Here is a 13,469-nt window from a genome sequence, read left to right as displayed (position 1 = left end):
ACTATAAAAATCGTCAACAGCGTGTACTATAAGCATTTTTCACCTGGCCGGAATCACTATGCTGGAACAATTCTTCAAATTAACCGCCCACGGCACCACAGTGCGCCGCGAAGTGGTGGCGGGACTGACTACGTTCTTCACGATGGCCTACATCATTTTTGTCAACCCGGCGATGCTGGCGGAAGCCGGCATGGATAAAGGCGCGGTCTTTGTCGCGACCTGTCTGGCGGCCGCGGTGGGTTCGATTTTGATGGGGCTGATAGCCAATTATCCCATCGCGCTGGCGCCGGGCATGGGCCTGAATGCATTTTTCACCTATGGCGTGGTGCTCGGCATGGGCCACAGCTGGCAAACTGCGCTCGGTGCCGTGTTTATTGCCGGTGTACTGTTTTTGTTGCTGAGCCTGTTTAAGGTGCGCGAGTGGATTATCAATGTGATCCCGCGCACGCTGAAACTCGGTATCGCCACGGGTATTGGTGCTTTTCTGGCGATGATCGCGCTGAAAAATGCCGGCATTATCGTCGCCCATCCGGCGACATTGGTCACGCTTGGTGATTTAACCAGTGCCACGCCGTTGTTATCGATTCTGGGCTTTTTCCTGATTGCCGCCGGCCATGCCCGTGGCTGGCATGGCGCTGTGCTCGGTGTCGTGCTGCTGATGACGGCCGTGGCGCTGGGGCGTGGCGATGTGGCTTATCAGGGCCTCGTAGCGTTGCCACCGTCACTGGCGCCGACTTTCCTGCAGATGGATATCGCTGCGGCCTTTGATGTCGCGCTGCTCAGCGTTATTTTCGCCTTTTTGTTTGTCGATATTTTTGATAACTCCGGCACTTTGCTGGCGGTCACGCAAAAAGCCGGTCTGGCGGATAAAGACGGCAATGTCGAACGCCTCGGCGGCGCTTTAGCCGCAGACAGCCTGGCTGCGGTAGCAGGTGCAGCACTTGGCACATCAACGACCACCAGCTATGTCGAAAGTGCGGCTGGCGTCGCTGCCGGTGGGCGTACCGGCCTCACCGCAGTGGTGGTCGGTTTGTTATTTGCGCTCTGTATATTTATTGCCCCGCTGGCGGCGATGGTGCCGGTGTATGCCACCACAGGCGCGATTTTTTATGTCGCCGTGCTGATGTTGTTTAATCTGCAGGAAATCGACTGGCATGACATCACCGAAGCGGCGCCTGTCACTGTGGTGTTGCTGCTGACACCCCTGACGTTTTCCATCGCGCATGGCATCGCGCTGGCATTTATCACCTACGCGCTGACCAAAGCCCTGTGTGGCAAACATCGCGAAGTCAGCTGGAGTGTCTGGCTGCTGACCGCGTTGTTTGTGCTGAAGATTGTGTTTTTAAGTTAGGCCAGCGGCCACTGCAAACTGGCAACAACACCGCCATCCGGGTGATTGCTCAGTCGGATGCTGCCGTGATGGCGCACCAAAATATCCTGACATAACAGCAGGCCCACGCCTTGGCCGGCATTTTTGGTGGTGTAAAAAGGGGTAAACAGATTGTCCGGGTTCTGAATGCCGCAGCCGTGGTCCCGCAGCTCCAGCCACTGTTGCCGGCCATCAATGCCGTACCGCAGTTGTAGTACGGCTAAACTGCCGTTTTGTTGCTGCGCCTGAGCCGCATTCAGTAGCAGATTTTGCAGTAGCTGCTGAAACAGCAGTGGGTCGGCGTAGCATTGCGGCTCGCCCTGATATTCCAATGGCAGTTGCAGGCTATGGCTCAGTTCATCGACTAACTGTGGCAGGGCAAACCAGACCGGATGCGCGGCCGGTAGCTGCTGCTGTTGCAGATAACCGTCGAGAAAAGCCAACAGGCGCTGACTACGGGCCTGGATCCGACTGAGTACCTGACGGGTGGTGGCTTGCGGCAATTCCGGCTGACTCAGCAGCGTTTCTGTCATCGATTGCATTGGTGTCAGTGAATTGCGCAGTTCATGACTAAGAACCCGTACCAGCTGCTGCTGACTCTGGCGTTGTTGCTGATAAAGTGGATGGCGCAGATCCAGGGCGTAAAACAGTCCAAAACTTTGCTCCGGCAGTTGCACCTGCAAGCTGAACTGTTGCCAGCCCGAGCGCAGATCTGGATGGTTGAGTAGCGGCGCCTGTCCCTGAAAGCCCAGCGTCTGCAGTGTACTGCCGGCCAATAAAGGGCGCTGCAGGCATTGTTGGGCGGCGTCATTGGCAAAACGTAATTGTTGATTGGGACCGAACAGGCACAAAGGAAACGGCAGACTACCTAGGACTGCGGTCAATACCTGTTCTGCTGGCAGGCCGGGCTGCTGCAGCTGTGGCGTCAGTTCCCACAAACAGTGCCAGTGTGCATCGACTTGTGGGCCTGGATGTGGTTGTTGCTGGATCGCCAGCAATAAATGTTGTGGCCACTGCCTGACCCGGCGCCACAACCACCAGGACCAACCTGCCATAGGCCAGATGCTGCAGTAGACCATGGTCAGCCATGCCAGCACGGACCAGTGGCTGTACAGTTGTCCCAGCAGCGACGCCCATAAGGCCCAGCCACAGCCTAAAGCCCACCAGACGGATACCGGCCCCTGACCTATTGCCGCCATCAGGATTTCTCCAACCGGCGTGCCAGCGCAAACCGGCTGATCCCTAACAAACGCGCTGCTTCCGCCTGCTGACCTTCGGCTGCCTGTAGCGCGGCATTAATCAGTTGTTGCTGATGCCACTGCAAATCAAAAGGTGGCAGACCCATAGGTGCCAGTGGTGTGGCCTGGTCTGAAGGTGGCTGCGGGGGTGACGGTTGCAGGGCCAAATCGCTGCTGTGTAATTCGGTCTGTTCAGCCAGCACGACTGCGCGTTCAAGGACATGCTGCAGTTCGCGCACGTTGCCGGGCCAGGCGTAATCCTGCAGTTGTTGCCAGGCCGATGGACTCAGTTGCAGCTGCGGCCTGTGGTGTTTGCGGCACAATGCCGGCAACAGCTGCTGGACCAGCGCCGGAATATCTTGTGGCCGTGCGCGCAATGGCGGGATCTCTATGACCAGGGTATTCAGCCGGAACAATAAATCCGACCTGAACTGGTCGCTGCTTAGTTCGCTGTTGGTCGCACTGATGATCCGCGCATCACTGCGCTGACTTTTGCTGGCACCGACCGGTTCAAACCAGCCGGTTTCCAGCACCCGCAATAACTTTGGTTGCAGCTCAGCCGGCAAACAACCAATTTCATCCAGAAACAAAGTGCCACCATCGGCCAGCGCAAAACGTCCGGTGCGTTTGTGCTTTGCATCGGTAAAAGCACCTTTTTCGTGGCCAAACAACTCAGCTTCGAATAACTGTTGCGGGATCGCTGCCATATTGACGCTGACAAAGGCGCCACTGTGGCGCGCTGACAATTGATGGATCCGTGCAGCCAGCGCCGATTTGCCAACACCGCTTTCACCCAGGATCAACACATTGGCGTCGCTGCCAGCGATACGGCTTAGTTGTTTTTCCAACCGTTGCATCACCTCGCTGTGGGCTACCCAAGCACTGCGTTCCTGCTGTGCCAGCTGCTGCTGCTGCCATTGGCGTTGCCGCAGCCGGCGCAGTTCCAGCCGGTCAGCGATCAATTGCAGCAAAGTGCTGTTATGCCAAGGTTTTTGCAGGAAATAGTCGGCGCCTTGCTGCATCGCCTGCACGGCTAAATCAATGCTGGCCCAGGCTGTCATCAGGATCACACTCAGTTCCAGTTGTTTCAGTGCCGGCAGTAGTTGCAGACCGTCGTGTCCGCTGGTGGTGTCGCTGCAAAAATTCATATCCAGCAGGACCAGATCGGGCTTGATGGCGGCAAATTGCAGAACCTGTGCCGGTGTGCTGGCCGTTAGCACCTGATAACCGGCTTGTTGTAACAATAACTCCAACGCCAGAATGATGTCGGCATCGTCGTCTGCTACCAGAATACGGGCAGGGCTTTGCATAAAAAACTCCGGCTTTTCCACTATCCAATGTCGCTGGTCTGGTCCGCAGGCCTAGCTGCTGCGCAGGCTTTGCAGCGGATCCCGCCGCAATTGTTGCTGTGCAGGCCACAACATGGTTACAAAAACGCTGCACAGTAACAAGGATACCAGCAGCAGTAAAGCCAGCCATGGCAGTGGCGGAATACTGCTGAACCAGCGTGGTAATTGCTGATACAGCAGAATGCTGCCGGCGCAGCCAATGGCGGCTCCAACCAGTGCTGCACCGAGCTGACGACGGCTGAGCCACCACAGCAGTTGTCCCTTGCTGGCTCCGGTTGCCAACCGGATCGCCAGCTCATAACTTTGCTGCCGTACCAGCTGCAGACTGAGGCCGCCACAGCCTAACAGGGCCAGCACCAGGCTACTCAGGCAAAACAGCAGCTGAAGCAACAGCAACAGGCGCGACTGCGCGGTCCGGTCCAGCCATTCTTGCTGATTATCCTGCCATTGCAGCGCCTGCCCCTGATATAAATCCTGCAGCAGTGCGCGTACCTGTGATTCGGCCTTTGGTTCTGGCCGGGCGAATTTTAAAGTCAGACTGATTGTCTGGGCATCTGTCAGGGTTTGGCCCAGTTGATATAGCTGCGGTAGATTCCCTTCGCCTTTGTTGCTGCTAATGTCGCGGACCACGGCCAGCACCGGCAGCGCTTTACCTTGCAGGGTCAGCTGCTGTCCGACGGCTTTGGCCGGGTCGGCTGGGCTGATTAAACGAGCAGCTGCTTCATCCAGCACCAGCGCTGCTTTGGTATCCGTCGCTGCCGGCAGTTGCCCCGCCAGAACATGCATCTGATAAGTGGCAAAGAGTCCGGTTTCTGTCTGTTGCAATAGACTGCTGAACTTCAGGTCCGGTTGCTGCACCGACTGGAAATTCCGCACTATATTGCTGGTAAATGGCACTTGGCCCTGATGCACCTGCAAGTCCGGCCATTGTTGTTGCAGTCGCTGTTTCAGCTGACTCAGTGTGGCCTGACGGAGTTGGTTATATTGCATGTAGGCCTGCCGGTCGAGCTGGATCCGGCTGTCTTTCGGGGCTTGCGGCAGCTGAACACTGAGGTCATAACTGTGATCCAGACTAAAACCACGGGCCCAGGTCAGCTCCCCGGCCTGATACCAGGCTAGCCAACCACTGCAACCGACCAGTATCACTGCCAGTGCTAGCTGGGCGGATAACAACAACGGGCCTGTCCAGCGTCCCAGCTGGCGAGGGGTACCTTTGCCGCTGCCGCTAAGTTGTTGTAGCGGAGAAGTCCCTGGTCGCCAAATCAGGCTGAACCATGTCAGCAGGACCAGTAACAAGCCCAGCGCAACAACGACATCAGCGCCGGCCAGCTGCAGGTTGTCAGTCATCGGCAAAGCGGTGCCGGCTAATAACGGCACCCATTGTAACAACCAGTGGCATAACAACAGGCCTAATCCCAGCGCCGGCAGCAACCAGCTCAGATTTTCCAGTGCCAGCAGCAGCCGTTGTTTCGTCGCCGAGCCACCGCATAGTTGTTCCACGGCAAATTCGTGCTGGCGGCCGGCATATTGCGCCAGCAGCAATTGTGTCAGATTCAGCACCGCCAGCAACACCATCAGGCCGGCAGCTACGCCTGTGACCAACAGCAGGGTGGCACTGTTGCCTAGCAGATGCTGGCGATAATCGCGTTGATAGACGCCAAGGCCAAACTGGTCGGCAAAATGACTGAGCTTGTTGCTGGTAAGCGGTTGCTGCGTCAGTTGCAAATCACGCAGAAACTGAGCACTTGGTTGCTGGCGATTGGGGCTGCGTAAAATCAGCAAAGTACCGGACATCAGCGAGAATTCCTGCTGCAGCGTTTCAGCTGGCTGAAAAAACTGCCAGATCTGCTGGCTGCGAATTGGACCTGTCATCGGTAAGGCGGTTGTTGTCGCCAGTACACCGGCAATCCGGTATTGGCGCTGTTTCAGCGTCAGCGCCTGGCCAATGACGGCCGGGTTGCGCTGAAATTGTTGTTGCCATAAGGCGTCGCTGATCCACAGTTCATCCGGATTGGCCAGCGTAGTGGATTTGCCTAGCAAAAGCGGCAGGCCCAGCACTTCGGCAGTGCCGGCGGCAGCCAGCCAGCTGTCGGTCTGACTGAGGCGCTGCCGGTCGGTATTTTGCCAGTCGAGCTGACCTTTGCGTTGCAAATACCCCCACTGACCATAAGCTTTGAGCTGTCGCAGCGCCTGGCCGAAGGTGACATCGTTGATCAGTGCCGGCCATTGCCAGCTGTCGCCTTTGCCCATTTGTAAATTGACCTGATGCACACTGAGCTGTTCAGGTTTGGTGATATGTGGCAAAGGTGCCAGATGCAGCTGACGGTACAGCACTGCAACCGTCAGCAGTGCCGCCAGAGTCAGTGCAAGACTGAGTACGACAGGAACGCTGCTGCGTGGTTGCAATAACAAGCGGAACAAACCGGCTTTCACGGCGTGCCAGTACAACATCATGCCACCTCCTGACGTTGCTGATCGCTGAGCAGACGGCCATCGAGTAACTGGATCTGCCGGCTTGCGCAGCGAGCGTAACGGGCGTCGTGTGTCACCAGTACAATGCTGCGGCCTTGCTGATGCAGCCGTTGCAGCAGCTGCAGCACGCTGTCGCCATTTTTACTGTCCAGATTGCCGGTGGGTTCGTCCAGTAACAATAAATCCGGATCCGTCACCAGCGCTCGGGCTATCGCGACCCGCTGTTGTTGTCCGCCTGAGAGTTGCGACGGGAAAAAGTCCTGACGGTGGCCCACATCTACGTCGGCCAGACATTGTTGCACCAGCGGCCGGATTTGCTGCTCTTTCCAGCCACGGTGTCGCAGTGGTAAGGCCACGTTGTCATAGACACTGAGGCGGTCAATCAGATGAAACGCCTGAAATACGATGCCGATATGTTGATTCCGGATGCGGCTACGCTGGTCCATACTCAGCGTGCTGACGTCAATTCCCGCCAGTTTTAACTGACCGCTGTCAGCACTGTCCAGCAGGCCAAGCAAATGTAACACGGTGGATTTACCGCAGCCCGAAGGCCCGGTGATTGCAACAAACTCGCCGCGGCGGATCTGTAAATCCAGTTGTTGGATGGCCAGAGCCGCCACTTCGCCCTGGCGGAAACTTTTGCATATAGCGCGTGCTTCAATTAGTAAATCTGTCATTTGTTTTTTCTCCTTGTACAGAATCTGGGATGCCGGCATCAGGCGCCGGTGTTGATTTCGGGCTGAGGCCAGCGTGCCGGATCCGGTGCCCATAGCACTTCGCCGCCGCTGGCGCCTTGTTCAATGATCAAAAAGCCGTTGCTGAGCGCACCAAAGGTCAGCTCGCGGGCAAAAGCGCGGTGTTGATCTGTGTTGGCCGGTTGCAGAAAAACCCGGTGGGTCTGATGCGGCGTTAAGCCCGGCAACTGGCGGATATAGGCGACGTTCTTGCGCTCGCCAAGCCGGACTTTGGCCTGAACATGCTGCGCTGGTCGTAGCTGTGCCGGCAGACTGGCCGGCAGCCGCACTTCAGCATTGACTGTGCCTTCCTGCACTATGGCCTCGATGCGGCTCAGTTCGCCACGGATGTTGCCAGCGACCGTTTGCAGCAACACTTCAGTGCCGACTGTAACTTTGTCGGCGTCCCGGTGGTCCAGTTGAATTTGCGCTTTGAGCAACTGCTGGCTGCCAATCCGCGCTAGCGCCTGACCTTGAGCCACACTCTGGCCCAATTCAACATCCAGCTGCTGCAGCATGCCATGCATACCGGCGGTGACCGTCAACTGTTGTTGTTGCTGGATCAACAACTGCAATTCTTCCTGATGTTGTTGCAGAGTCAGCTGTTGTTGTGCCAGCTCAGCCTGTTGCTGCTGACGTAACTGAATGATTTTTTGTTGCTCCAGCGCCAGCAGTTGTTGTTGCTGTTGCAGACGGAATTCGGCCCGGCGCAGCTCGACCCGTGCAGCGATGCCTTTCTCTGCCAGCTCCTGATGCAGACGAAACTCCAGCGCGCTGGCCGCCACTTCAGTTTCCATCCTGACGACTTCTGCCTGCTGACTGAGCAGCTGATGTTGCTGTGTTGCCGCAAACGCCTGCAAGGCACTTTGTTGTTTGGCGACCTGATGCCTGGCGCTTTGCACCTGAAGTTTTAGTTGTGGATTATCGAGTTGCAATACTGGGCTGTCCGGCGTCAGTGTGGCGCCCGGTTGCTGCAAAATCGCGACGACAGTAGCACCAACTTCGGCGGTCAATAGGCGTTGTTCTGCGGATTGCAGTGTCCCCAGAGCTTCACTGAATAGCTGCAAATCGCCAAACTGAACCGCGCTATTTGGTGTACTGCCGGCGCTGAGAACCGGACTGATTGGACGCAGCAATAAAGCTATCAGGAAGGCCAGAATGATGAGCCCGAGGACTGAAGGCAACCAGCGCCGCCAGCGGGCAGGTGGGTCGAGCTGAATATCCATCACACAAGGTCCGAAACAATAATGCTGTGCGATGGATTATGGAAAAGCTATGCCAAGTGTTAATTTGTTTAAATACAATATTTTATGTATTTTTCTGGCGTGCGATTTCACACCTGAAACGGAGCGATGTGCGAAATCGCACGCGAAATAGCACAGAGAGCAGGTAACGGAGACAGGTTTTATAACAATGCTGGCGGACGCGACCGGCCAAGCCGGTGGCGCCACAATCAGACCCGCGTCAGACGCCGCCGGCGATTTTCAGCCGTTCCAATTCGCAGGCGATCAAAAACTCCCAGCTTTCCAGATGGCGCTTGGCCTGTTCCAGTGTATCGCCCCAGACGTACAGGCCGTGACCCCGAACCAGTACAGCAGAATGCAGTTCACCGGCGCGTTGGCGTAATTGCGCCGCCAGTTGCGTGACTTCTGGTGCATTATCCAGGATCACCAGCTGCAGCGCTTCGTCTGCGTCGCTGCAACCTGCAATGCCTTTTTGCATCTCATAACCGCTGACCGGATAACCGTCGGCGCGGATTAAGCGGGAAAAAACGGTGCTGCTCAGTGAGTGCGAATGCAACACTGCTTTGCACTGTGGAAATAACTGGTAAAACGCCACATGCAACGCAGTTTCTGCCGCCGGCGCGCCACTACAGCGCAAGTCGCCATCGGCCCAATTGACATTACGCAGATCCTGCGGACTGAATTCATGATTGTCTTTCTGGCCGGTCAGTAAGCAGCTGTGCTCAGATGCGCGGATCGACAAATTGCCGCCGGTGGCCGGCAGCCAGTTTTTTTGCGCGATCCAGCGGCCGATAGTACAGAGCTGGATAGCATAAGGGTTCAGTTGGAGGCTGGCTGTCATGTTCATCTTTATGTTTAGACGTCTATACGTGAAACTGTCTGGAATGATAGCACCGGATAAAAAAGCGGCCAAGTCGTTTTTCCTTACGTTGCCGTTGTGCACAGCTGGACGGATAGGCGGGCCGCGGTTGAAGTGCTAGCATGGCGTACAGATCAAGCAGTACGGCGAAGGCACCCTGATGGAACTGAAAAGTAAATTACCGGCGGTCGGGACGACCATTTTTACCCGGATGTCACAGTTGGCGCAGCAACATGGCGCGCTGAATTTGTCGCAGGGCTTTCCGGATTTTCCGGCCGAGCCACGCTTGCTGGACGCGTTAAACCGTCAGGTACTGGCGGGTCGCAATCAATATGCGCCGATGCCGGGTGTGCCGGAGCTCAGACAACAAATCAGCAGGCTGATCGAGCGGGTTTATGGGGTGCAGGTTTGTGCCGATAGCGAAGTGACCATCACCAGCGGCGCCACTGAGGCCTTGTTTGTCGCCATTCAGGCGCTGGTGCGCACAGGCGACGAAGTCATCGTATTTGACCCGGCCTATGACAGTTACCAGCCAGCCGTCGAACTGGCCGGCGGTAAAACCGTGCATATTCAGTTGTGTGCGCCGGATTATCGGGTGGACTGGGCCGCGGTCGAGCGACGCATCAGTGACCGCACCCGGCTGATTATTGTTAATAGCCCACATAATCCGACCGGCATGGTATTCACCGATCTGGACTGGCAAGCGCTGGCGGATCTGGTGCAGCGTCATGGCCTGTTTTGTATCAGTGACGAAGTTTACGAACATATGGTGTTTGATGACCGCAAGCCGCAAAGTGCCCGACAGTATCCGGCTCTGGCAGAGCGTAGTTTTATCGTGTCATCTTTTGGCAAAACCTTCCATGTCACCGGCTGGAAGCTTGGTTATTGCACAGCCCCAAAACTGCTGAGCGCGGAATTTCGCAAAATCCATCAGTACGTCACTTTCTCCAGTTTTACGCCGGCGCAATATGCCATCGCTGAGCTACTTGATACTGCTCCGCAGCTGGTGACAGGGTTGGCGGCGTTTTATCAGCAAAAACGTGATTTGTTTCAGCAGTTACTCAGTGGTTCTGCGTTGCGGTTATTGCCTTGTCAGGGCACTTATTTTCAACTGGTCGATTTCAGCGCAGTCAGTACGCTGGATGATGTGCGTTTTTGCGACTGGCTGACCACCGAAGTGGGTGTCGCGGCGATCCCGCTGTCGGTATTTTCCCGTCAGGAGCAGGACAGCCGGATCATCCGTTTTTGTTTTGCCAAACAACAGCACACCTTAGAGCAGGCCGCGGCCAGACTGCAGGCGCTGTCTCCGATAGCATCGTGAGGAATGCAACATGAGCCAGAATGTCACTGCCGGACAGGTCCAAACTGATAGCCTGGATGTGGCACTGATCCAGACTGAACTGATCTGGCAGGATGCCGCAGCGAACCGTGAATTATTGCAGCCTTTGTTGTGGCAAGCCTCAGGTGCGGATTTAATCGTGTTGCCAGAAACCTTTAACAGCGGTTTTTCGATGCAAAGCCGGCAGATCGCAGAAACCATGCAAGGCCCGACTTTGCAATGGCTGCAGCAACAGGCACAGCAGCTTGGTGCGGTGATTTGTGGTTCGATGGCGGTATCAACCGATGCCGGTATTTTTAACCGGCTGTTATGGGTGCAGCCAGAAGGCAAAATCGCTTATTACGATAAACGGCATTTATTCCGTATGGCCGGCGAAGATCAGCATTACAAGCAAGGTCAGCGCCGTGTGATCGTTGAATTTAAAGGCTTCCGCCTCCTACTGCAGGTCTGTTACGACCTGCGGTTTCCGGTGTTTTCGCGCAATCAGAACGATTACGACGCAGTGATTTATGTGGCGAACTGGCCGGCAGCACGCAGCCGGATCTGGAGTACATTGCTGCAGGCGCGCGCCATTGAAAATCAGGCTTTTGTATTGGGTTGCAACCGTGTCGGGCAGGATGCGAACGGTCATGCTTACAGCGGCGATTCGGTGATACTGAATTATCTGGGTGAGCCATTAGCGGAACTGGCGCCGGGCGAAGCCGGTGTATTGCGCTGCCGCCTGGATTTGCTGGCATTACAACAATTTCGCCGGCAATTTCCAGCGGGACTTGATGCCGATACATTTATCCTGACAGCTGAATAAGTTTCAGCTGCTGGCGCCAGCGGCTGTGCAGGCTGTTTTGTCGGGATCAGCGGCAAAATTGATAGCGTAGAGACGAGACTTTGCGGATGGCTTTTGTTACAAAGGAAAAGTACAAACCGACATAAAAACAAAGGCGTACCTATGTTTCAGACATTTAAGTTCACCACTAAAGTCACGCTGGCGGCTTCGCTGCTACTGGTCACAGTGTTGGGTTTGTTTACCATCAATAATTTTGTGCTGCTACGGGGTCAGACCCATGACCAGCTCGAAGCTGTGCTGACCGAAGTGTCGGAGTCAGTGTCCCGCAATATCTCAAACTGGCTCAATGCGCGGCTGCAAATTGTCAAAGCGGTGGCCGAAGGGCATCAAACCAGCGACGACAAAGCCACCACTATCCGTCGATTACAGGATGCGCGTAGCGCCGGCGACTTTAAGAACGTTTACATCGGCACCGCTGACCGCACCTTTTTACTCGATGACCCGACCGTACAGCTGCCGGCTGATTATGACCCGACTGGACGGCCCTGGTATCAACTCGGCGAGCAAAAACGCGATACCGCCTTTACCACGCCTTATGTCGATGTCACGACCAATGACCTGACGTTAACCGCCGTAGTGCCAATGCAACGCAATGGCCAGTTTATTGGCGTTGCTGGTGGCGATATCGACATGCAGACCGTCAGTCGTATTGTCAATGAAACCGACTTTTTAGGCTTTGGTTTTGCCATTTTGCTGGACGAACAAGGCCGGATCCTCAGCCATCCGGAGAAACAGCAAAACGATAAACTGATGGCCGAGTATTTCGGTAAAGCCTTGCCACTGGAAAAAGACTTTGCCGAGGTCACCATTGCCGGGCAGGAACGGCTGGTGTCTTTTATTCCGGTGACTGGCATCAACAACGTCAACTGGTATATCGGTGTGGTGGTCGACCCGCAGCTGGTGTATGCCTCGGTAGATTCATTCCGCAATATGGCGCTGCTGTACATCGTGTTAGGTGTATTGGCGATTGTCGCCTTAATGAAATTCCTATTGCAGGTGCTGATGCGGCCAATGGTGGTGCTGAATCAGGCGATTGAAGATATTGCTCAGGGCGAAGGTGATTTAACCCGCCGGCTGACGGTGCAGAATAACGATGAATTTGGCCGTTTGTCGCATGCATTTAACCAGTTTGTCGACAAAATCCATGGCTCGATCCGCCAGGTCAAAACCACAACGGAAAGTCTCGATCAGTCCATCCACAGTTTGTTGCAACAAACGCAGTCCAGTATGCAGATGTACAGCGAGCAAGTGCAACGCACGGACAGTGTGGCGACCGCCATTAATGAGTTGTCATCCAGCGCGGCCGGTATTTCCGGCAATGCCGGTCAGGCGTCTGAGCTAGCCAGTGCTGCCAATCACACCGCAGCACAAAGTCAGCAGGTACTGAACCAGAATATTCAGGCGATTGAAGCTTTGGCGGCCAAAATGGCAGAAGCGCAACAAACGATGGATAGTCTGGAGCAATACACCGCCAGTATTGGTCAGGTGCTGGAAGTGATCCGCGGTGTGTCAGAGCAAACCAATTTATTGGCGCTGAATGCTGCGATTGAAGCGGCGCGCGCCGGCGATGCCGGCCGTGGTTTTGCTGTGGTTGCTGACGAAGTGCGACAACTGGCACAGCGCACCCAGCAATCGACGCAACAGGTGCAAACTATCATTGCGCAGTTACAGGCTGGTTCGGCCAGCGCAGTGAGCGTGATGAAAGCCAGCATCGCCGATTCGGGCCGCAGCGTGGCACTCGCCAGTGAAGCCGGCGAACGGATGCAGCAGGTCAATCAGGCGATTCACGCCATTGATGGCGCTAACCATGCAGTGGCCGATGCAACTGAGCAACAGAACAGCGTGATCCACTCGCTTGATCACGATATTCACCAGATCAGCGCCTTGTCCGCACAAGGTCAGCAGAATCTGCAGGCTACTTTGCAGGAATGCCAGGCCTTGCAACAGCAATTTGATCAGCTCGAAGCCATGGTGCTGAAATTTAAGGTGTAATGATTCGAACGGTTTCGCGCCGGGCTTGC

Annotated in this window: 10 protein-coding genes; 4 read left to right on the top strand and 6 right to left on the bottom strand. The window is 55.6% G+C overall.

Annotated elements, in window-relative coordinates; translation table 11 throughout:
- Positions 1–58: 58 nt before the first annotated feature.
- Positions 59–1,351: an NCS2 family permease gene (locus ACFFJP_RS20950; protein WP_377248965.1), complete on the top strand. Its 1,293-nt coding sequence runs from the start codon at positions 59–61 to the stop codon at positions 1,349–1,351.
- Here the strand turns inward: ACFFJP_RS20950 and ACFFJP_RS20945 are convergent.
- The 6 genes from ACFFJP_RS20945 to mtnB all read right to left on the bottom strand — a co-directional run bounded on the left by ACFFJP_RS20945 (position 1,348) and on the right by mtnB (position 9,247).
- Positions 1,348–2,568 (bottom strand): ATP-binding protein, encoded by a 1,221-nt coding sequence (locus ACFFJP_RS20945; protein WP_377248962.1) that lies wholly within the window; start codon positions 2,566–2,568, stop codon positions 1,348–1,350. The genes ACFFJP_RS20950 and ACFFJP_RS20945 overlap by 4 nt on opposite strands.
- Positions 2,568–3,917 carry a sigma-54-dependent transcriptional regulator gene (locus ACFFJP_RS20940; RefSeq protein WP_377248959.1) on the bottom strand — a complete coding sequence of 450 codons (1,350 nt, stop codon included), beginning with the start codon at positions 3,915–3,917 and terminating at the stop codon, positions 2,568–2,570. Before ACFFJP_RS20940 ends, ACFFJP_RS20945 begins: the two co-directional genes overlap by 1 nt.
- A gap of 51 nt (positions 3,918–3,968) precedes the next feature.
- Entirely contained in the window at positions 3,969–6,410 is a 2,442-nt protein-coding gene (locus tag ACFFJP_RS20935; RefSeq protein WP_377248956.1) for an FtsX-like permease family protein, read from the bottom strand.
- Complete coding sequence (locus tag ACFFJP_RS20930; protein WP_377248953.1) at positions 6,407–7,105, bottom strand: ABC transporter ATP-binding protein; 699 nt, start codon at positions 7,103–7,105, stop codon at positions 6,407–6,409. Before ACFFJP_RS20930 ends, ACFFJP_RS20935 begins: the two co-directional genes overlap by 4 nt.
- 38 nt (positions 7,106–7,143) lie before the next feature.
- The gene (locus tag ACFFJP_RS20925) at positions 7,144–8,388 is read right to left on the bottom strand and encodes an efflux RND transporter periplasmic adaptor subunit (protein ID WP_377248950.1); all 1,245 of its coding nucleotides are present in this window, start codon (positions 8,386–8,388) and stop codon (positions 7,144–7,146) included.
- A gap of 238 nt (positions 8,389–8,626) precedes the next feature.
- Positions 8,627–9,247, bottom strand: a complete 621-nt coding sequence (gene mtnB, locus ACFFJP_RS20920) for a methylthioribulose 1-phosphate dehydratase (RefSeq protein WP_377248947.1) — start codon at positions 9,245–9,247, stop codon at positions 8,627–8,629.
- Positions 9,248–9,425: 178 nt separating this feature from the next.
- Here mtnB and ACFFJP_RS20915 point away from each other — a divergent pair, with 178 nt between their 5' ends.
- The 3 genes from ACFFJP_RS20915 to ACFFJP_RS20905 all read left to right on the top strand — a co-directional run bounded on the left by ACFFJP_RS20915 (position 9,426) and on the right by ACFFJP_RS20905 (position 13,440).
- Positions 9,426–10,586 (top strand): methionine aminotransferase, encoded by a 1,161-nt coding sequence (locus ACFFJP_RS20915; RefSeq protein WP_377248944.1) that lies wholly within the window; start codon positions 9,426–9,428, stop codon positions 10,584–10,586.
- Positions 10,587–10,596: 10 nt separating this feature from the next.
- Complete coding sequence (locus ACFFJP_RS20910) at positions 10,597–11,409, top strand: amidohydrolase (RefSeq protein WP_377248941.1); 813 nt, start codon at positions 10,597–10,599, stop codon at positions 11,407–11,409.
- 141 nt (positions 11,410–11,550) lie between these two features.
- Complete coding sequence (locus ACFFJP_RS20905) at positions 11,551–13,440, top strand: methyl-accepting chemotaxis protein (protein WP_377248938.1); 1,890 nt, start codon at positions 11,551–11,553, stop codon at positions 13,438–13,440.
- Positions 13,441–13,469 lie beyond the last annotated feature (29 nt).

It is taken from the genome of Rheinheimera tilapiae, assembly GCF_042432165.1.
Lineage (GTDB): Bacteria > Pseudomonadota > Gammaproteobacteria > Enterobacterales > Alteromonadaceae > Pararheinheimera > Pararheinheimera tilapiae.
This window is presented reverse-complemented; position numbering and strand designations above follow the sequence as displayed.

Bases quoted from the DNA above. Each gene is read 5' to 3' on its own strand.
- mtnB (WP_377248947.1), bottom strand. From the start codon at position 9,247: ATGACAGCCAGCCTCCAACTGAACCCTTATGCTATCCAGCTCTGTACT.
- ACFFJP_RS20910 (WP_377248941.1), top strand. From the start codon at position 10,597: ATGAGCCAGAATGTCACTGCCGGACAGGTCCAAACTGATAGCCTGGAT.
- ACFFJP_RS20930 (WP_377248953.1), bottom strand. From the start codon at position 7,105: ATGACAGATTTACTAATTGAAGCACGCGCTATATGCAAAAGTTTCCGC.
- ACFFJP_RS20915 (WP_377248944.1), top strand. From the start codon at position 9,426: ATGGAACTGAAAAGTAAATTACCGGCGGTCGGGACGACCATTTTTACC.
- ACFFJP_RS20950 (WP_377248965.1), top strand. From the start codon at position 59: ATGCTGGAACAATTCTTCAAATTAACCGCCCACGGCACCACAGTGCGC.
- ACFFJP_RS20905 (WP_377248938.1), top strand. From the start codon at position 11,551: ATGTTTCAGACATTTAAGTTCACCACTAAAGTCACGCTGGCGGCTTCG.
- ACFFJP_RS20925 (WP_377248950.1), bottom strand. From the start codon at position 8,388: ATGGATATTCAGCTCGACCCACCTGCCCGCTGGCGGCGCTGGTTGCCT.
- ACFFJP_RS20945 (WP_377248962.1), bottom strand. From the start codon at position 2,568: ATGGCGGCAATAGGTCAGGGGCCGGTATCCGTCTGGTGGGCTTTAGGC.
- ACFFJP_RS20940 (WP_377248959.1), bottom strand. From the start codon at position 3,917: ATGCAAAGCCCTGCCCGTATTCTGGTAGCAGACGACGATGCCGACATC.
- ACFFJP_RS20935 (WP_377248956.1), bottom strand. From the start codon at position 6,410: ATGATGTTGTACTGGCACGCCGTGAAAGCCGGTTTGTTCCGCTTGTTA.